This window comes from Iamia sp. SCSIO 61187 (genome assembly GCF_019443745.1).
Taxonomy (GTDB): Bacteria; Actinomycetota; Acidimicrobiia; order Acidimicrobiales; family Iamiaceae; genus Iamia.
Window position 1 is genome coordinate 1,446,881 of the sequence record NZ_CP050948.1, and the last position, 18,058, is coordinate 1,464,938.

Sequence of the window (18,058 nt, forward strand, 5' to 3'; positions counted from 1 at the left end):
GCTCAGAGGAGGGCGGCGAGCATCTCGGCGGCCCGGGCGGCGCCGTCGGTGGCGACGGGTCGGTGGTCGAGGGGTCCGGTGAGCTGGTCGAGGAGCGCCTTGGCGAGCGTGTCGGCATCGAGCTCGTCGTAGGGGAGGCAGTGCCCGGCCCGGTAGCGGTCCAGGCGGTGGCGGACGTGGAAGGTCTGCTCGAAGTGGTGGCGCAGGGGCACGTACACGAACGGCCGCCGGTTGGCCGTGAGCTCCATGCACGTGGTCAGCCCGCCCTGCACGACGGCCACGTCGCACGCGGCGAGGTGCAGGTGCAGGTCGGGGACGTAGGACCGTACCGTCACGCCCCGGCACCGCGGGAGGGCGGCGGGGTCGATCCGCGGCCCGGCGACGACGAGGAAGCGCAGGTCGGGGAGGTGGCGCCGGACGGCCGGCACGGCGCCGATGATGCGGCGCAGCAGCGGGAGCCCGACGGCGGAGCCGCCGACGGTGACGACGCAGACCTGCTCGTCGGGTCGGTACCCGAGGTCGGCCCGGAGGGCGTCGCGGTCCGCCACCGGCGAGAACCCGGTCACGTAGCCGGCGAAGTCGAACTCGTCACGGGTCCAGTCGGCGATGGTCGGCAGGCCGGGGCCGAACCGGTCGGGCACCACGTCGTCGGGGTCGCCGACGAAGATCGACCGGTCGCGCAGACGGCGGAAGCGCGCCCGCTGCTCGATCATCTCGGCGTTGTGGTCGGCCGCCAGACCGGCCTCGTGGTCGCCGCCGTCGGGCATGGGCAGCCACCCCACGAAGTCCGTCATCCAGGCGTAGGCGAACCGCTTGAGCTCGGGGTTCTCGTGGAGGTGGTGGTCGACCTCCCAGGCCTCGTCGGCGATCACCAGGTCGTAGGGCTGGGCCTCGACCACGTCGTGGAACACCATGAAGTTGGCGACGAGGATCTCGTCCATCCGGCGGATGGCCTGGAAGGCGTGGAGGTCGTGCTCGCCGCACTCGTCCTCGACGTGGGCCGACTCGCTGGCCAGCTCGGCCGAGGCCGGGTGGATCGTCTCGCCCGCCTCCTCCAGCACGGTGGTGACCGGGTGCTGGGCCAGCCAGTCGATCTGGAGGTCCGGGTGCAGGGCCCGCAGCTCCCGGGCGATGGCGACGTCGCGCCGGGCGTGCCCGAGGCCGATGGCCGAGGACAGGTAGAGGGCCCGGGGCTGGCGGCTCCGGGCCGGGGCCCAGGTGGTGCGGGTCGCGGGTGGGTCGCCGCGGGTGCGCTCGACCACGTCGTGGATCAGGCGGTTGAGGAACACGGGGTCGCGGGCGTGGGGCCCGTGGCCGCCGCCCTCCACGATGACGAGGGAGCCGCCGGTGAGCTCGGCCAGGCGGGCGCCGAGGGCGTGGGGCCGGATGTTGTCGTCGTCGCCGTGGACGACGACGACCGGGCACCGCACCCGGGCGCAGACGGCCTCGGCCGGCTCGCAGGTCACCCCGTCGCACCCGAGGCGGGCGGCGGTGGTGTCGACGAGCGTGGCCGGCGAGATCTCGTGGCCCCACCCGACGCAGTCCTCGATCTGCTTGGTGGAGTGGGGCTCGGAGAACATCATCCCGAAGAAGAACCGCAGGAAGGCGTCGTAGTCGCCCTCGAGCCAGTAGCGCCGGTTGTACTTGGCCCAGCCGTCGGTGGTGGCGAGCTCGCCGTCCCACGGGTACGGGTCGCGGGCGGGGTCCGGGATGGGGAAGCCGCAGGCCGGGCTGACGGCGACCAGCGCCGTGACCCGTTCCGGGTGGGTGGCGGCCAGGCGGATGCCGTAGGAGGCGCCGCACGAGAGGCCGACGGCGACGGCGCGCTCGGTGCCCGTGGCGTCCATGACGGCGGCGGCGTCGGCGGCGAACTCGTCGTCGACGTAGGCCGCCGCCCCCTCGGGCCGGTCCGACCGCCCGCACCCCCGTCCGTCGAAGGTGACCACGCGGTGGTGGCGCGCCAGGTAGGGGACCTGGGCCTTCCAGAAGCGGGACGGGATGATCGACCAGGTGGGCAACAGGAGCACCGTCGGGTCGTGGTCGGCCCCGAAGACCTCGTAGGCGAGGCGGACCCCGTCCCGTTCGGTGGTCCCGGTGGTGTCAGGGGTGCGCGCTCGCATCGCCGTCTCCGCTCTCCTGCTCCATGTCGCGGATGAGCACCCCGAGGCGCCGGAGGGCGGCGCGGACGGGGAGCTCGTCGCGCTCGAAGCCCAGCAGGATCAGGGCTTCGGACCCGAGGAAGGCGTTGCCGATGAGCACCGCCACCTCGGCTGCGGTGAAGGGGCCGAGGCTGCCGAAGCGGGCCTCGGCCTCCTCGGCCACGGACGTCAGGAGGGTGTACCAGCCCATCAGCACCTGGCGGACAGACGCCCCCACCGCCTCGTTCGTCCACCCCTCGGCGATCATCTCCTGCAGCACCCGCACGTAGCCCGACTCGAGGTCCTCGTCGAGGAAGTCGCAGGCCTGCTCGTAGCGCTGCCAGAGCGGCCGATCCGACGAGTACATGCGCTGCTGGCGGTCGAGCAGACGCTGGTTCTCGGCCTCGAGGACGGCGAGCAGCAGCCCCTGCTTGGACCCGAAGTGGTAGTGGAGCTGGCTGAGGGGGACGCCGGCGGCCGCTGCGACCTTGCGGGTGCTCACTCCGGCGTGGCCCTCGGTCCAGAGCCGGGCGCGCGCCGCCTCGATGATGGCGGTGCGGGTGTCCGGGGCGGTCGCAGGTGCGGTCATGCGGCTCGTCGGATCCTCTCGGTGTGTTCGGTCGGTCGTCCGGCCCGGACGACCGTGGCACAGATGTTCCCCCTTGACAAGGGCTCTCCCTCAGCGCAGCGTGTCGGTCGGACGACCGAACAAGGAGCACGACCATGACGACCATCGAGTCCACCACCCCCACCCCCGCCCTCGACGAGGACGCCCTCGTGGCCTTCGTCGGGCGCGCCGTCACCGACGTCGGCACCGTGCTCGGCGGCTCGATGGCCGTGCTCGGGGACCGTCTCGGGCTGTACCGGGCCATGGCCGGCGCCGGGCCGGTGACGGCCGCCGAGCTGGCCGACCGGACCGGCACCGTCGAGCGCTACGTGCGCGAGTGGCTGTCGGCCCAGGCGGCCACCGGCTACGTGACCTACGAGGGCGACGACCGCTTCTCGCTCCCGGCCGAGCACGCCGTGGTCCTCACCGACGAGCGCAGCCCGGCCTGCGTGATCGGCGCCTTCGAGACGGCGCTGGCGGCGCTGCACTCCACCGACCGCCTCGCCGCCGCCTTCCGCGACGGCAGCGGCGTGGGCTGGGGCGAGCACCACCACGACCTCTACGAGGGCTGTGAGCGGTTCTTCCGGCCCGGCTACCAGGCCAACCTGGTGAGCACGTGGCTGCCGGCGCTCTCCGGGGTGGAGGAGAAGCTGCGCGCCGGGGCCCAGGTCGCCGACATCGGCTGCGGCCACGGCGCGTCGACGGTCCTGATGGCCGCGGCCTACCCGAGCTCGACCTTCACCGGCTTCGACGCCCACGCGGGCTCGATCGACGAGGCCCGGCGCCGGGCGGCGGCGGCCGGCGTCGCCGACCGCACCGCGTTCGAGACCCGCACCGTCTCCGACGTGGAGGGCACCTTCGACCTCGTGTGCTTCTTCGACTGCCTCCACGACATGGGCGACCCCGTGGGCGCGCTCACGCGGGTGCGGGAGGTGCTCGCGGCCGACGGGACGGTCATGCTCGTCGAGCCCATGGCGGCCGACCGCCTCGAGGACAACCTCAACCCCGTCGGGGCCGCCTACTACGGGTTCTCCACCCTGCTGTGCACCCCGAGCTCGCTGTCGCAGGACGTCGGGGCCGCCCTCGGCGCCCAGGCCGGCGAGGCCCGGCTCCGGGAGGTCGCCGACGCCGCCGGGTTCACCACGCTGCGCCGGGTCGCCGAGACGCCGTTCAACATGGTGCTCGAGCTCCGGCGCTGAGCGCATCGGCGTCGGTCCGTCGATCGGCCCGTCCCGCCCATCTGGCGTACCGACGCCTCTCCGGGCGAGTGGGGGCACGAACGAGGAGAGGACGCTGATGTGAGGGCACCGCGGACACCGGCCACGACGTCACCGTCGCGCCTGGTGCCACCACGGGTCGTCCCGGCATGACGATCGTCCAGGTCCCCGAGCGCGTGGTCCGGTGGGTCGACGACCGCCAGCAGGATCGGCCGTGGGTCGCCCTCCCGATCGGCATCATCCGCAAGTACGCCGACGACCGGGGCAGCGCCTTCGCCAGCATGGTCACCTACCACGCCTTCCTCGGCCTGTTGGCGCTCCTCGTGGTCGTCCTGACCCTCTCGGCTCGGTTCCTCGACGGACAGGCCACGGGCGACGGCGGCATCCTCGACACGACCCTGGAGCAGATGCCCCTGGTGGGCGATCGCCTCCGAGACGGGCTCTCGACGCTCGACGCCGGTGGCCTGGGTCTCAGCGTGGGCATCTTCGGCCTCCTGTGGACCTCGTTCGGGGTGTACCACTCCCTGCAGCTCGCCCTGAACCAGGTGTGGAACGTCCCCGGCGTGGAGCGCCAGGGCTTCGTCGCCCGCCACGTGCGGGCGCTGCTCTTGTTCACCCTCCTCATCGGCGCGGCCGCCGGCGGGGCCGTCGTGCGCACCGCCGACTCCCTGCAGGCGATCCCGGCCGTCGTCCGGGCGCCGGTCGCGGCGGCGGTCGCCGCGATCGTCCTCCTGGCGGTCCTCCGCATCACGGTCGCGCCCGTGGTCGACACCGTCCGCCTCGTCCCGGCGGCGATCGTCGCCGGGCTGGCGTGGGAGGTGCTCCAGCGCATCGGGATCGCGCTGGTCAGCGACCGGTTGTCGCGCGCCAGCGAGCTCTACGGCTCCGTCGGGATCGTGGTGGTCGCCCTGTTCTGGATCAACCTCTTGACGCGGGCGGTCATCGTCGCCAACGAGACCGCGGTGGTGGCATGGCGCCGCCTCTGGCCCCGCCGGATCGCCCAGCCACCCCTCACCGACGCGGACCGGCAGGTCCTCGAGGGCCTCGTCCTCAACGAACGACGGCGACCCGAGCAGCACGTGTCCGTGACGTTCACGGACCAGGACGAGGATCAGGAAGGGGACGAGGACGAGGACCGGTGGTCGGACGCCTCGGGCGCCGACCTCGCGCCGGTCAGTCGAGACGGACCCGTTCGCCGTCGCGGGCGGTGACGGCCAGCCAGCCGTCGCGCTCGCCGATGACGGTCTCGAGGGCGGCGGCCGAGTCGGGCTCGCCGTGGACGAGGTAGACGGTGTCGGGCGGGCGGTCGGCGGTGTCGAGCCAGGCGACGAGCTCGCCCTGGTCGGCGTGGACGGAGAAGGCGGCCAGGTCGACGACGTCGGCCCGGACGGGCACGTAGCGGCCGAGCATCTTGACCTGGCGGGCGCCCTCGGCGAGCTGGCGGCCCCGCGTGCCCGGGGCCTGGAACCCGACCAGCAGCACGGTGGTGCGGTGGTCGGGCAGGAGCCGGGCCAGGTGGTGGACGACACGACCGCCGGTCGCCATCCCGGAGGCGGACACGATGATGCAGGGGCCGACGTGGTCGGCGAGGGCCTTGGAGCGCTCGACGTCGCGGATCTCGGTGATGTGCCCGGCACCGAAGGCGTCGGCCCGGTCCGCCAACCGGGGGTCGACGTCGGTCTCCCCCCGGGCGATGGCCTCGCGGTACACCCGGAGGGCCGACAGCGCCATCGGGGAGTCGACGAACACCGGGACCTCGGGGATGGCACCGGCGGCGAGCAGCTCGCGCAGGTGGAAGAGCACGACCTCGGTGCGGTCGACGGCGAAGGCGGGGATCACCACCGTCCCGCCGCGCGCCACCGTCGTCACGATGGCGTCGCGCAGCCGGTCGAGGGCCCCGGCGTCGTCGTGGCGGCGGTTGCCGTAGGTCGACTCCATGACGACGATGTCGGCGGCCCCGACGGGGTCCGGTGGCCGCAGGATCGGGTGCTGGGGCCGACCGAGGTCACCGCTGAACACGATGCGGCGGTCGCGGTGGTCGGCGAGGCGCACGGAGATCGTCGCCGACCCCAGGATGTGCCCGGCCGGCCGCATGGTCAGGTGCACGCCCGGGGCGACCTCGACCTCGCGGTGGAACGGCTGCGGGGCGAAGCGCTCGACGGCCACGCGGGCGTCGGCCTCGGTGTAGAGCGGCCGGGCCGGGTGGTGCTTGGAGAAGCCCTTGCGGTTGGCGTAGGCCGCCTCCTCCTCCTGGAGGTGCCCGGCGTCGGGCAGGACGATCCGGGCCAGCGCCGTCGTTCCGTGCGTGGCGTGGATCGGGCCGGCGTAGCCGTCGCGCACGAGCGCCGGGAGGTAGCCGGTGTGGTCGACGTGGGCGTGGGTGACCGCCACGGCGTCGATGGTCGAGGGATCGACCGGGAACGGCGCCCAGTTCCGCCGTCGCAGTCCCTTCAGCCCCTGGAACATCCCGGCGTCGATGAGCACCCGGGCCCCGGGCGTGTCGATGAGGAACCGGCTGCCGGTGACGGTTCCGGCGGCGCCGAGGAAGGACAGGACCGGCACCTGCGTCCGCTCCACCGACGCCGTCATGCCGCCTCGATGGGCAGGTGGCGGGCGACCACGCTCTCCAGGATCGCCAGCCCGACGGTGATCTTGCGCAGGAACGACGGGTTGTGGGGCACGAGGTGGAAGCCGGGGTGCGACGACCACACCGCCCGGAGCTGCCGGTCGACCTCGACGGCCTCGTCGCGCGACTCGATGCGGTAGCGGTTGCCGCCCTCGATCTCGCCGTCGCCGACCGCGGCCGTCTCGAAGAAGATGACGGCGTCGTAGCGGGCCAGCTCGCGGTCGCGGGTGGTCCCCATCTGCTCGAAGAAGACCTCGGGGCCGTCGGGCCAGTAGGCGGCCCCGTCCGGTGTGCCCCGGTCGCAGAGCAGGACGCGGTCGGGGTAGACGGCGGACTGGATGTCCTCCAGGCTGCGCTGCACCGCGAAGACCGCGCTCTGCACGGACCGCCGGGCGACCGGGTCGGTGACGCGGGGGAACCCGCCGGCGAACAGGGTGGTGGCCGACTCGGGGACGACGACGACCCGATCGCCGATCTCGCGGCGGAACAGGTCGGCCGCCGTCGTCTTGCCCCCGCCCGGGCCGCCGGTGAGCACGATCCGCAGCGGCCGGGTCGGTGGCCCGGACTCGACCGGCTCCGGTGCTCCGAGGGTCTCGGCGGAGGTCGGAGCCATGCGGCGATCATCACCCGCGCCTCCCGGCACCGGTAGGGGAGAAGGTCCCGGTCCCCCGGCGCCGGCGGGCGTGGTCGGTACCCTCGTCCGATGACCTGGCGCACCTCGCTCGTCGCCGTGCTCGTCCTGGTGGCCGCGTGCGGTGGCGGCGACGAGGACGGCGCCCGCACCGGATCGACCGAGGGGCCGGCGGTGACCTCGACGACCGAGGCGTCGGCGCCGTTCGAGGTCGACCTGGTCACCGAGACCTTCGTCGATCGGTCGCGGCCGACGGCGGAGGGGGCGGCCGGGGCCCCGGCCCAGCCCGACCGCACGATCGTCACCCGCATCACCCACCCCACCAGCGGTGGTCCGTACCCGCTCGTCGTCCTGGCGCACGGTGCGTCGGGCCACCCCGACGAGTTCGACGAGCAGGTCCCGGGCTGGGCCGCGGACGGCTTCGTGGTCGCCTCGCCGGCGTTCCCCCTGACGAACGGCGACGTGCCCGAGGCGCTGGGCAACCTCGGCGACGTCGTCAACCAGCCCGGCGACGTCTCGTTCGTGATCGACGAGGTGCTGGCCGCCGGCGACGACCCGGCCAGCCCGCTCCACGGCCTCGTCGACCCCGAGGCCATCGGCGTCGTCGGCCACAGCCTGGGCGGCGCCACCACCTGGGCGGTGGCGTTCAACACCGCGACCCGCGACGAGCGCATCGACTCGGCCGTGGTGTTCGCCGGCCTCACGTTCCCCATGCCCGACGGCGAGTACCGGTTCTGGTCCGGCCTGCCGCTGCTGGTCATCCACGGCGACGCCGACGACGTCCCCCTCGGCGCCGACCTGGCGGCGTACGAGCAGGCGGTGGCGCCCAAGTGGTTCGTCACCCTGCTCGGGGCCGAGCACCGCCTCGCCTTCACCGACGAACCATCGCCGTACGACGACCTCGTCACCCGCACGGTGCTCGACTTCTGGCACGGCACCCTCGACGGTGACGACGAGGCGCTCGGTCGGGTCACCGCCGACGCCACCGATCCCGAGCTGTCCCGGGTGGTGCACGAGTGAGCACGGGGGTGGAGGGGGGCGGACGGTGGGTTCGATCGCTCGCCGCCGTGGAGGACCCGTGACCGACGTCGTGATCGAGGCCGGGGCCACCCGGCTGGTGCTGGCGGCGGGCGAGGACGGGCGGCTCCACCAGCGGTCGTTCGGCCCGGCCGCGGGTGACGACGGCCCGGCCCTGCCCCTCGCCCTGTTCCCGCTGGCCTACCCCACCTTCGGCGAGGAGCCGCTGCGCGAGCCGGCGCTGCGGGTCACCCACGGCGACGGGGTCACCTCGACCCGGCTCCGCTTCGTCGAGGCCACGACGGCCCCGGCGGGCGAGGGTGACGGCGTCGACCACCGCGTCCGCCTCGTCGACCGGGTCGCCCCGCTGGCGGTGACCCTCTGCTACCGGACCTGGCCCGCCGTCGACCTGGTCGAGCAGTGGGTGGAGGTCGCCAACGAGGGCGACGGCCCCTGCCGCCTCCACCAGGCGGCCGCCGGCGCGCCCGCCCGCCGGTCCCGCCCCCCCCCACCTCACCCACTGGGGCGGCGGGTGGGCGGGGGAGTGGACCCAGACCACCGAGCCCCTGGCCCCGGGGACGAAGACGGTCGCCTCCTTCGGCGGGGTCCGCCCCTCGCTCTACCGCCCGCCGGTCGTGCTGTGGTCACCCGACGGGGCCGCCCTCGAGGACGCCGGCACCGTCCTGGCCGCCACCGTGCGCTGGGGCGGCGACGTCCGCTTCGACGCCGAGGTGTCGCCCCACGGCCACCAGCGGCTCATCGCCGGGCACCAGCACGTCGGGGCCGAGCGGATCCTCGACCCGGGTGCCACCTTCACGACGCCTGCGGTGGCGTGGACCTGGTCGGCGACCGGGATCGGCGAGACCAGCCGGCGCCTCCACCGCTTCGCCCGGCGCCACGTCGTCCGCGACGGCGACCGGACCCGGGCCACGGTGGCCAACACCTGGGAGGCGGTCTTCTTCGCCCTCGACCCCGACGGCCTGGCCGCCCAGGTCGACCGGGCCGCGGCGCTGGGGTGCGAGCTGTTCCTCCTCGACGACGGCTGGTTCGGTCGGCGCGACGACGACACGACCTCGCTCGGCGACTGGCAGGTCGACCGGCGGAAGCTGCCCGACGGCCTGCAGCCGCTGATCGACCGCACCCTCGCCGCCGGCATGCGGTTCGGCCTGTGGGTCGAGCCCGAGATGGTCAACGCCGCCTCCGCCCTCTACGGCGACCACCCGGACTGGGTCATCGGCGAGCCCGGCCGGGAGCGGCGGGAGGAGCGCAGCCAGCTCGTGCTCGACCTCTGCCGAGCCGAGGTGCGCGCCTTCGTGGTCGAGACCATCGACCGGGTGCTGGCGGACCACCCGGGCATCACCTACCTGAAGTGGGACGCCAACCGGGACGTGACCGAGCCCGGGTCGGCGACGCTCCCTGCGGAGCGCCAGAGCCACCTGCCGCTGGACCGGGTCCGGGCCACCCGGGACGTGATGGCCGAGGTCGCCCGACGCCACCCCGACGTGGAGCTGATGCTGTGCGCCTCGGGGGGCGGGCGCTCCGACCTCGACACCCTCCGGTGGTTCCACGAGGTCTGGACGTCGGACAACACCGACCCGGTCGACCGCGTCCGGATCCAGTGGGGCGCGTCGCACCTCCTCCCGGCCTCGGTCCTCGGCGCCCATGTGACCCGCTGGGGCGAGCGGCCGGTGGCCTTCGGGTGCGCGGTGGCCATGAGCGGCCGCTTCGGGCTCGACCTCGACCTCACCGCCCTGTCCGACGAGGAGGCCGCCACCGTGGCCGAGGCGATCACGGCCTCCCACCGGATCCGCGACGTCGTGCAGCACGGCGACCTCCACCGGCTGGTCTCGCCCGTCGGCTCCGACCGCGCCGCCCTGGCCTACCGGCGCGGCGACCGCACCGTCGTGTTCCTCTACGCGCTCGAGGGCGACGACGGCGCCGCTGCGGGTCGCGACGAGCCCGTCGCCATCGACCACCTTGTCCCCGCCGGCCCCGCCACCGTCACCGACCTCACCCCTGGTCGCCCCGCCGACGAGCGGCTCACGGCCCTCGCCGACGGCGGCGTCCCCTGGCCCGTCGCCCCGACCCCGGCGGCCACGATCCTGGAGATCCGTCCCGCCTGAGAGGGCATCGTCATCCAGGCCCACGTGGCCCGACGACCCGTGAGAGATGGCACACCCGGGAAGGATCCGGGCGACGCCGACGCTGACGCTGATGTGTTGTTCCTCCCGTTCCTCTCGCTGCTGCGGCTCTTCGACGAAGCCCAGACCGCGGCGTGGGAGCCCCTCCTCCACGACGACGCCTAGTCACGCTCGCGACGCTTCGGGCCCGCCCGTCGCGTCGCGCCGGCGCTCGGGCGACGGCAGGGGTTCAGGCTCGTCGCCTCGGTAAGGGGCGGGCGTGGCCACCGACGAGGAGAGGGAGCCGGGCTGCCCGAAGCGGATGGTGTACGGCCCCTGCGGAGGCGTGCGCCCGGGCGGCGCGTGCGAGGTGGCCGACGTCGCCTGCCCCTTCGCCACCCTCACCCGGCCGATCCCGTGGGACGGGCCGACCCGCACCGGCGGGGCGCCGGCGGGTGGCGGGTTCGCGGACCGGACGGCGCCCCTCGTCCTGACCGACCTCACGGTCGCCCCCTACGACCGGGAGGGGCTGGCCACGGTGGTGGGCCTGCTGGCCGGGTCGTGCGACGCCGTGCTCGTCGGTGACCACCAGTCGCGCCCGGACTTCCCTCCGACCCAGATCGCCGGGCTCGTGGACGACGCGGGCGGCGCGGCCGTGATCACCCTGTCGTGCCGGGACCGCAACCGCGTCGTGCTCGAGCAGGAGCTCGAGGGCCTGGCGGCCATCGGTGTCGCCGGGGTCATGTGCGTCACCGGCGACGCCCGGGGCCCCGGTGTCCGCCGCGACGCCACCCAGGTCTTCGACCTCGACGGCACGCGGTTGGCCGGGCTGGCGGCGGCACGGGGGCTGCCCGTGGTCGTCCCCGAGTCGCCCGACGCACCGCCCGTCGCGCTCCGGCCGCGCCGGCTGGTCGAGAAGCAGCGCGCCGGGGCGACCCTGTGCATCCTCAACCACTCGGCGACGGTCGACCACGTGCGGCGGTTCGTCGAGGCGGCCCGCCGGGCGGGGGCGACCGTCCCCATCGTCGGCGCCGTCCCCGTCTTCACCGACGCACCGTCGGCCGGCGTGCTCCAGCGGTTCCCCGGCCTCGCCCTCCGCGCCGAGCACGTCGAGACGGTGCTCGGGGCCGAGGACACCGTCGCCGCCGGCATCGCCGTCGCCGTCGCCGAGGCCCGGGCCCTGCTGGCCATCGAGGGTGTCGTCGGGGTGAACCTGTCGGGGATGGCGTCGGGCCGAGGCGTCGAGACGGGAGCCGAGATCAAGGCGGCCATCGGGGCGGCGCTGCGGGAGGAGGCGGCGTGAGCGACGAGGACGTCTCCTCCGAGCCCGAGTTCGGGACGATGGCGGCGTGGACGGTGGATGCCGTGGGGGCCCTCGGCGACGACCACGCCCTCGCCGCCGCGTGCCGCGGGAGCGGGGGACCAGCGGCCCTGGGCTGGTTCGCCGAGCACCTCCAGCTCGGCGCAGGGGTCCGCCTGCTCGACGTGGGCGCCGGCATGGGGGGTCCGGCGGCGTGGGCCCGGGCGACCGCCGGCGCCGTGCCGGTGCTCGTCGAGCCCATGGAGGCCGCCTGCCGGGCCGCCACGGACCTGTTCGCCCTGGCGCCGATCGTGGCCACCGCCGAGCACCTGCCCCTCGGTGACGCGACGGTGGGCCGGGCGTGGAGCCTCGGCGTCCTCTGCACCACGTCGGACCAGCGGGCCGCCCTCGGTGAGGTCGCCCGGGTCCTCGAGCCCGGCGGGGCGTGCGGCCTCCTCGTCTACGTGCGGACCGTCGCCGACCTCGACACCGAACCCGAGGTCAACCACTTCCCGGTCGAGGACGAGCTCCGGGCGCTGGTCGACGTCGCCGGCCTGGCCGTCACCGGCGAGGCGTCGCTGTCGGACCTGCCCGACCCCCCGGCGTCGTGGCGGGCGCAGGAGGAGGCCGTGGACGACTGGATCGAGCAGGCCCACGGCCACACCGACGCCTGGCAGGACGCCCACGACGACGAGGCCGCCGTCGGGCACCTGCTTCAGACGGGCCAGGTGGTCGGCCGCCTGCTGGTCGTCGCCCGAGAGGGCGCCCGCCGCTGACACCCGTCGGACGGGGGATGGGCCTCGACCCTTGACCTCGATCGCACTTCAGCTCGTACGGTCCACCTCGACCGACGACACGAAGGAGGCGACGTGGCCGACACCACGACGACGAGCGGGCTGACGCAGATCGGGACGGACCTGTGGGAGACGCGGGCCGACTCTCCGTTCCCCGGGCTGACGACCCACGGGTACCTGTGGGTGCGGCCCGAGGGGAACGTGCTGCTCTACTCGGTCCTCACCGACGCGGACTTCGACGCCGTGGCCGAGCTCGGTGGGGTGGCCCACCAGTACCTCAGCCACGTCGACGAGGCCGGCCCCATGCTGGGCCGGATCGCCGAGCGGTTCGGGTCCACGCTGCACGCCCCTGCGGCCGAGGCCGACGACATCGGCCGCCATGCCCGCCCCGGGGTGGTGCTCGACCGGCGCCACCGGGACGACAACGGGATCGAGGTCGTCCCCACACCGGGCCACACCCGGGGGAGCACCTCGTACCTGCTGACCGGTGCCGACGGCACCCGGTACCTCTTCGTCGGCGACACGGCCTACCGGGGCGCCGACGGGCGGTGGCGGGCCGGCTACCTCGGTGGCATCAGCGACGCCGCCCGGCTGCGGCACAGCCTCGGGGTGCTGGCCGCGCTCGACCCCGACGTGGTCGTCTCGAGCGCCTTCGCCGGCGACGGTGGCGCCCACCCGGTGACCGGGTCCCAGTGGCGGGCCATCGTGGACGAGGCCCGGAGGTCGCTGCCGGAGGGCTGAGACGGCCCACGGTCCGGGCGCGGCGGGACGGTCGCCGGAGGCCCGACGGTACGATCGCCGCGTGCCGGCTCCCCACGTCACCACGTCCCGCGCGGAGCAGCGGCTCGCCGACGAGCTGGAGGACGACGGCGTCGTCGTGCGGGGCGGACCGGCGATGGCGGCGGTCGTGGTCCAGGAGCTCGACTACGTGCGCCGCACCCCGCAGTTCGAGGGCCGGCACCCGCTGTACGGGGCGATGATCGTCTCGTCGTGGACGACCTTCGACCCGCAGGGCGGCGTGGCCGTCGAGCTCGTCGACGCCCCGCACGACCTCATGGAGGTGCGCCCCTTCGCCGACGGCCGGGCGTCGTACCTGGTGCGCACCGTGTCGGGGGAGGGGGTTGCCATCGCCTGCTTCGAGCACCCGCTCCAGTACGAGGCCGACCTCGTCGCGATGCAGGCCGACATCGGCGGGGTCATCGTGCAGCGGACCCCCGTGCTGGGTGTGACCCGCTTCTTCCAGGACGGCCAGGTCGTGTCCTGGGACGGTCGTCGGTGGAACGCCCGGAGCACGGCGGCCAGCCTCCTCCCGACGCTCCTGGACGCGGCGCCGGACCTGGCCCCGGCGGTGGCCCACGGCATGCTCGACCTCGCCGTCCACTGGCTCTCGCCCGCCCACGTCGGGGCGACGCTGGTCGTCCACGACGGTGACGACGCCTCCTTCGACACCTCGGGGGCCAGCCGGCCGCCGGCGTTGACCCTGACCAACCGCCGGCACTTCCCGCCGCTGCTGTCGTGCCTCGTCCAGCGGGACCTGGCCACGATCGTCGACGGGCGGGGCACCGTCACCGCTCTCGGGGTGGGCCTGCTGTCGGGGGCGGAGGCCGCCGCCATCAGCAACCCCCGGGGCATGCGCCACCGGTCCGCCCAACGGTGGAGCTTCGACCACCCCGATGCCGTCGTCACCGTGGTCAGCGAGGACGGTCCCATCACCGCGTACCGTGCCGGCGAGGCGGTCATCGGTCCCGGTTGAGCGGACGTCGCCCGGGCCGCGGACGCACCGGAGCGCTCGACGACCGGCGGTCGGCGGTCGGCGGGACCTCTCCGGCACGTCGCCGCTGGCTCCCAGGGTCCTCTCAGGGAGCGTTCGTACCGTCCGCGCCATGAGCCTCCCCCGCAAGATCATCGCCATCGGCGCCGTCGTCATCGTGGCCCTCGTCGGGGCCGGGGTCTGGTGGTTCCTCCGGGACGACGCGCCGGCCGAGGCGAGCCTGGCGACGGCCGTCGAGTCGGTCGAGGAGGGCACCGCCACCACCGAGGCCTCGGAGACCACCGACGACGGGGCGTCCGCCGTCGCCGGGACGTGGACGGTCGACACCGAGACGGGGGACTTCACCTACGAGAGCGCGACCGGGACCTTCGCCGGGTTCCGCATCGACGAGGAGCTGGCAGCGATCGGCTCGACCACCGCCGTGGGCCGCACCGACGCCGTCAGCGGCGAGGTCACGATCGAGGGGACGACCGTGACGGCGGCCAGCTTCGAGGTGGACCTGACGACCATCACCACCGAGACGTCGATGCGCGACCGGGTGGTCCAGGACGCGCTCGAGACCGAGGCCTTCCCGAGCGCCACCTTCGCGCTCACCGAGCCGGTGGAGCTGGGCGAGGCCGCCGCCACCGGCGAGGCCATCGAGGTGGTCGTGGCGGGCGAGCTCACCATCCACGGCGTGACCCGCCCGGCCGAGATCGCCGTCGAGGCCCAGCTGGTCGAGGGCACCGTCGTGCTGGTGGCCACCACCGAGGTCACCTTCGCCGACCACGACGTGGAGGTCCCGAGCAGCCCGGCGGTCCTCTCCGTCGACGACCACGGCGTCCTCGAGGCCCAGATCCTCCTGGTCCGCTGAGGGAGGCCGCTGCCGCTCGGGCGTCACGCCCGGATGCCGCGCCGCGGGGCCTCGTGCGCGTCGGGGACGATGCCGCGGGCCGCGGACCGCCCCTCCCCAGGCGGCCCCCGCCGACGCCGACGACCCGAGCCCCGAGCCCCGAGCCCGGGCGCCGTGGTCAGAACCGGGAGGAGAGCGAGATGGAGAAGAGCGGCGCCGTGCCGGGATCGATGCGCAGACGCACGTAGCTCACCTTGTTCTCCCCCTCGACCTGCACCCGTCGGAAGCTGGAGACGGTGGCACCGTCGGAGGTCCGCATGGGCCGGTCGTTGCGGTAGGTGTGGCCGTCGCCCTGGATCCACAGGACCTCGCCGGAGAACGCCAACGTCTCCTCGCGCAGGGCATCGGCCAGGTCACGGTACGAGCTCGAGATCGACCCGTCGGGGTTGTACGGGCTGTCCTGGGCGAGGAGCACGATCCCGGCGTGACCGGCCTCACGAGCGGCCCGGAACGCACTCCGCATCCACTCGATCGTGTGCGCTCGGCGGAGCCGGCCCTGCGAGCGGCCTTGGTCGTCGCCACCGCCCACCACGTGCAGCGTGGCGAAGGTGACCGACGGCTCGGTCCACCGGGCGTTCTCGGGGTACCCGGCGGCGGCCTGCGAGGCGAGCCCCCGGGTGGTGCGGCCCCGCGACGCCGCCCCATCGCCCCGGAAGACCGCCTCTCGGAGTCGCGCCAGCCGGACGTCCCGGCTGGAGCCGCAGTCGAGCCACTCGTTGTCGCCCGGGGTGTAGATCAGCGGGCGTGCGAGGGTGTCGAAGCGCCGGATGTTCTCGTCCATGTTGGCGTCCGTGCACTCCGACGAGCTGCTCTTGAAGTCACCGAGGTGCGTCGAGAAGCGGATGTCCGTGCCGTTGAGGGCGGCGATCATGCGGTCGTAGGCGGCCTCGAGGGACGCCGAGTAGGGCACGTCGCCGAACACGGCGACGTCGTAGGGTGCGGCCGGTTCGCAGCTGGTGAGGCCGGCGGCGCCGAGGGACACAGCCACGAGGGCGGCGGCGAGCCTCCGCATCGGCCTCACCCCTCGGCCCTCTCGTCGGTGGGCGGGGGAGGGGCGAGCGGGTCGTGGTGGGTCCAGTACCGGCGAGTGCTGTCGTTGGTCGCCACCACCACGAGCCCCGTGGCCGAGCTGACCAGCTGCTTCGTCGTCGTGGCGTTGTTGATGTCGGGGCTGTCCTCGTCCTTGAGGACCTCACGGCCGACCCCCGGTGGGAAGACCAGATCGTCCAGCGGCGCTGTCTTCTCGTAGATCGATCCGCCGGACTGGCCGCTGGTGGCGAAGACGTGGACGATGCGCTGCTCGGCGTCGACGGCGAGCACCGGCCGGGTGTGGGCGTCGGCGACCGTCCCGAAGGGGTGCGCCGACCACGACCCGGTGGCCGTGCGGTCGAGCACGACCACGAGGGCGTTCGACCCGCCCGACGCCGAGGTCTTCACGACGGCCAGCAGCCGGCCCCCGATGTCCTGGACGGCCCGCATGCTGATGTGGTCATCGGCGGCACGAGGACCGGAGAAGGCGATCTCCGTCGGGCTCCAGAGCCCCACCGGGTCGAGGGCGAGTCGAGACGTGAAGCGCACCGTCTCGCTGTTCTGGTCGCTCCACATCACACCCACGCGGGGTCCGGTGGGCGACGTGAAGGCGACCAGGGACGAGATGTCGTCGCTGTCGAGACCGGTGGCACCGGGGACGGCCGAGGGCGCGGCCCAGCCGCGATCCACGTTCGTGGTCGAGGTGACGAGGACCGTGCCGTCCTGGACCCACGTGGCCCAGAGCCGCCCCGTCGCGTCCTTGTCGATCACGAGGGTCTCGGTGGCGACGTCGTTGATCACCTCCGGGAAGCCGGGGTCGGGTCGCCACGTGTCCTGGGCGTCGTCGTAGGAGAAGCGGTGGAGCTGGCTCGGGCGGCCTGCCCGCGGCGAGCCGTCGGTGAACACGTGGGAGGCGACGTAGAGGTGCGACCCGTCCCACAGCACGTCGGCCCGGCTGTTGGGCCGCGGGTCCAGGGGAACGCCGGTGTCGTGCCACTGCCCGGCCGCCACGTCGAGCCAGAAGATGTGGTGGTCTCCGCTGGCGGTGTCGTAGAGCGACCCCCACCACCGGCCGTCGTGGAACCAGACCTTGCTCTCGGGCTTGGAGCCGCTGGGTGACCCCGACGCCCCCTCGTAGGAGGGCCCCTCCCACCCGATGTCGCACGCCGCCAGCAGGAACGCCATGGCGACAGCCACGACGAGCGATGTGCGCCTCCTCACCGTTGGCGCGTCCATCGGACCCTCCTCTCCGCCCACGGTCGGTCAGGTTGGGCCATGCGCCCGTCGGCGTCACCCGCACGACGCGGTAGAGGGTCTCGCGCCCGGGGTGTGGTGGTGGACGGACGGTGTGGTGGACACGAGGTCGCGAGCGGGGCCGATCGTCCTGAGCGTCCTCGTGTCCACGTCGTCGATCGCCCCGACCCGGTACCGGAGTCAGGGGCGTTCGACGACGCCAGCATGGACCGTGGGGGCTCTCGGGTGGTGGATCCTCGGCGTCAGAGCGTGGATCGGCGCGACGCCGCGGGGGCCGACCCCTGGGCCTCGGCCCGGCAGCCGAGGCGGCCCGCCAGCCCGGCGGCGTCGAGCCGGCGGCGCAGGGCGGGGTCGACGTGGCGCAGGCGCACCGACTCGATGCCGGGCAGCCGGTGCAGCGAGGCCAGGGCGTCGAGACCGGCCTCGTCGCAGGAGCAGAGGTCGGCGCAGTCGACGATCAGGTGGCCGGTGCTGCCGCGGACGACCCGTCGCGCCGCCCGGAGCAGCAGTGCACGGGCCTCACGGTCGAGGGTCCCGGCCAGGTGGACCAGCACGGTGCCGTCCGCGAGGGTCAGGCCGATGGTCACACCGTCGCACGTCATGGCGACGCCGGGCCACGAGGGAGGTGCCCGATCGGGGTCGCCGCCGGGCGGCGGGGCGTG

At 74.3% G+C, this 18,058-nt stretch carries 16 protein-coding genes and 2 pseudogenes; 11 read left to right on the plus strand and 7 right to left on the minus strand.

Annotated elements, in window-relative coordinates:
- Nucleotides 1-2: 2 nt before the first annotated feature.
- On the minus strand, nucleotides 3-2,120 hold the full coding sequence (locus tag HC251_RS07075) for an alpha/beta hydrolase (protein ID WP_219944596.1): 2,118 nt from the start codon (nucleotides 2,118-2,120) through the stop codon (nucleotides 3-5).
- Nucleotides 2,101-2,727, minus strand: a complete 627-nt coding sequence (locus HC251_RS07080) for a TetR/AcrR family transcriptional regulator (RefSeq protein ID WP_219944597.1) — start codon at nucleotides 2,725-2,727, stop codon at nucleotides 2,101-2,103. Before HC251_RS07080 ends, HC251_RS07075 begins: the two co-directional genes overlap by 20 nt.
- Before the next feature lie 134 nt (nucleotides 2,728-2,861).
- Here HC251_RS07080 and HC251_RS07085 point away from each other — a divergent pair, with 134 nt between their 5' ends.
- Nucleotides 2,862-3,944, plus strand: coding sequence for a class I SAM-dependent methyltransferase (locus tag HC251_RS07085; RefSeq protein ID WP_219944598.1), 1,083 nt, complete (start codon nucleotides 2,862-2,864; stop codon nucleotides 3,942-3,944).
- A gap of 167 nt (nucleotides 3,945-4,111) precedes the next feature.
- Entirely contained in the window at nucleotides 4,112-5,173 is a 1,062-nt protein-coding gene (locus HC251_RS07090; protein WP_219944599.1) for a YihY/virulence factor BrkB family protein, read from the plus strand.
- Here HC251_RS07090 and HC251_RS07095 read toward each other — a convergent pair.
- Together HC251_RS07095 and HC251_RS07100 are read right to left on the minus strand one after the other, a co-directional pair.
- The gene (locus tag HC251_RS07095; protein WP_219944600.1) at nucleotides 5,136-6,551 is read right to left on the minus strand and encodes an MBL fold metallo-hydrolase RNA specificity domain-containing protein; all 1,416 of its coding nucleotides are present in this window, start codon (nucleotides 6,549-6,551) and stop codon (nucleotides 5,136-5,138) included. The genes HC251_RS07090 and HC251_RS07095 overlap by 38 nt on opposite strands.
- Nucleotides 6,548-7,201, minus strand: coding sequence for an AAA family ATPase (locus tag HC251_RS07100; protein WP_219944601.1), 654 nt, complete (start codon nucleotides 7,199-7,201; stop codon nucleotides 6,548-6,550). Before HC251_RS07100 ends, HC251_RS07095 begins: the two co-directional genes overlap by 4 nt.
- Before the next feature lie 90 nt (nucleotides 7,202-7,291).
- Between HC251_RS07100 and HC251_RS07105 the strand changes: the two genes are divergently transcribed.
- From HC251_RS07105 to HC251_RS07140, 9 genes and pseudogenes are all read left to right on the plus strand, one after another.
- Nucleotides 7,292-8,239 carry an alpha/beta fold hydrolase gene (locus HC251_RS07105; RefSeq protein WP_219944602.1) on the plus strand — a complete coding sequence of 316 codons (948 nt, stop codon included), beginning with the start codon at nucleotides 7,292-7,294 and terminating at the stop codon, nucleotides 8,237-8,239.
- A 97-nt stretch (nucleotides 8,240-8,336) separates the two neighbouring features.
- Nucleotides 8,337-8,702 (plus strand): annotated as a pseudogene (locus tag HC251_RS26185) (glycoside hydrolase family 36 N-terminal domain-containing protein); the annotation flags it as partial.
- A 55-nt stretch (nucleotides 8,703-8,757) separates the two neighbouring features.
- Nucleotides 8,758-9,000: pseudogene (locus HC251_RS25475) on the plus strand (glycoside hydrolase family 36 N-terminal domain-containing protein); the annotation flags it as partial.
- Nucleotides 9,001-9,027: 27 nt separating this feature from the next.
- The gene (locus HC251_RS07115) at nucleotides 9,028-10,359 is read left to right on the plus strand and encodes an alpha-galactosidase (RefSeq protein WP_255566705.1); all 1,332 of its coding nucleotides are present in this window, start codon (nucleotides 9,028-9,030) and stop codon (nucleotides 10,357-10,359) included.
- 277 nt (nucleotides 10,360-10,636) lie between these two features.
- Nucleotides 10,637-11,659 (plus strand): methylenetetrahydrofolate reductase C-terminal domain-containing protein, encoded by a 1,023-nt coding sequence (locus HC251_RS07120; RefSeq protein WP_219944604.1) that lies wholly within the window; start codon nucleotides 10,637-10,639, stop codon nucleotides 11,657-11,659.
- Nucleotides 11,656-12,432, plus strand: a complete 777-nt coding sequence (locus HC251_RS07125; RefSeq protein WP_219944605.1) for a class I SAM-dependent methyltransferase — start codon at nucleotides 11,656-11,658, stop codon at nucleotides 12,430-12,432. The genes HC251_RS07120 and HC251_RS07125 overlap by 4 nt, the downstream gene beginning before the upstream one ends.
- Before the next feature lie 120 nt (nucleotides 12,433-12,552).
- Complete coding sequence (locus tag HC251_RS07130) at nucleotides 12,553-13,191, plus strand: MBL fold metallo-hydrolase (protein ID WP_370651282.1); 639 nt, start codon at nucleotides 12,553-12,555, stop codon at nucleotides 13,189-13,191.
- Between the two features lie 61 nt (nucleotides 13,192-13,252).
- Nucleotides 13,253-14,203 (plus strand): diadenylate cyclase, encoded by a 951-nt coding sequence (locus HC251_RS07135; protein ID WP_219944607.1) that lies wholly within the window; start codon nucleotides 13,253-13,255, stop codon nucleotides 14,201-14,203.
- A 130-nt stretch (nucleotides 14,204-14,333) separates the two neighbouring features.
- Nucleotides 14,334-15,074, plus strand: a complete 741-nt coding sequence (locus HC251_RS07140) for a YceI family protein (protein WP_219944608.1) — start codon at nucleotides 14,334-14,336, stop codon at nucleotides 15,072-15,074.
- Nucleotides 15,075-15,231: 157 nt separating this feature from the next.
- Here the strand turns inward: HC251_RS07140 and HC251_RS07145 are convergent, their stop codons facing one another.
- The 3 genes from HC251_RS07145 to HC251_RS07155 form a co-directional block, all read right to left on the minus strand.
- Nucleotides 15,232-16,125, minus strand: a complete 894-nt coding sequence (locus tag HC251_RS07145) for a hypothetical protein (RefSeq protein WP_219944609.1) — start codon at nucleotides 16,123-16,125, stop codon at nucleotides 15,232-15,234.
- A 5-nt stretch (nucleotides 16,126-16,130) separates the two neighbouring features.
- Nucleotides 16,131-17,378: a hypothetical protein gene (locus HC251_RS07150; protein WP_219944610.1), complete on the minus strand. Its 1,248-nt coding sequence runs from the start codon at nucleotides 17,376-17,378 to the stop codon at nucleotides 16,131-16,133.
- Between the two features lie 260 nt (nucleotides 17,379-17,638).
- Nucleotides 17,639-17,983 (minus strand): STAS domain-containing protein, encoded by a 345-nt coding sequence (locus tag HC251_RS07155; RefSeq protein WP_219944611.1) that lies wholly within the window; start codon nucleotides 17,981-17,983, stop codon nucleotides 17,639-17,641.
- Between the last annotated feature and the right edge of the window lie 75 nt (nucleotides 17,984-18,058).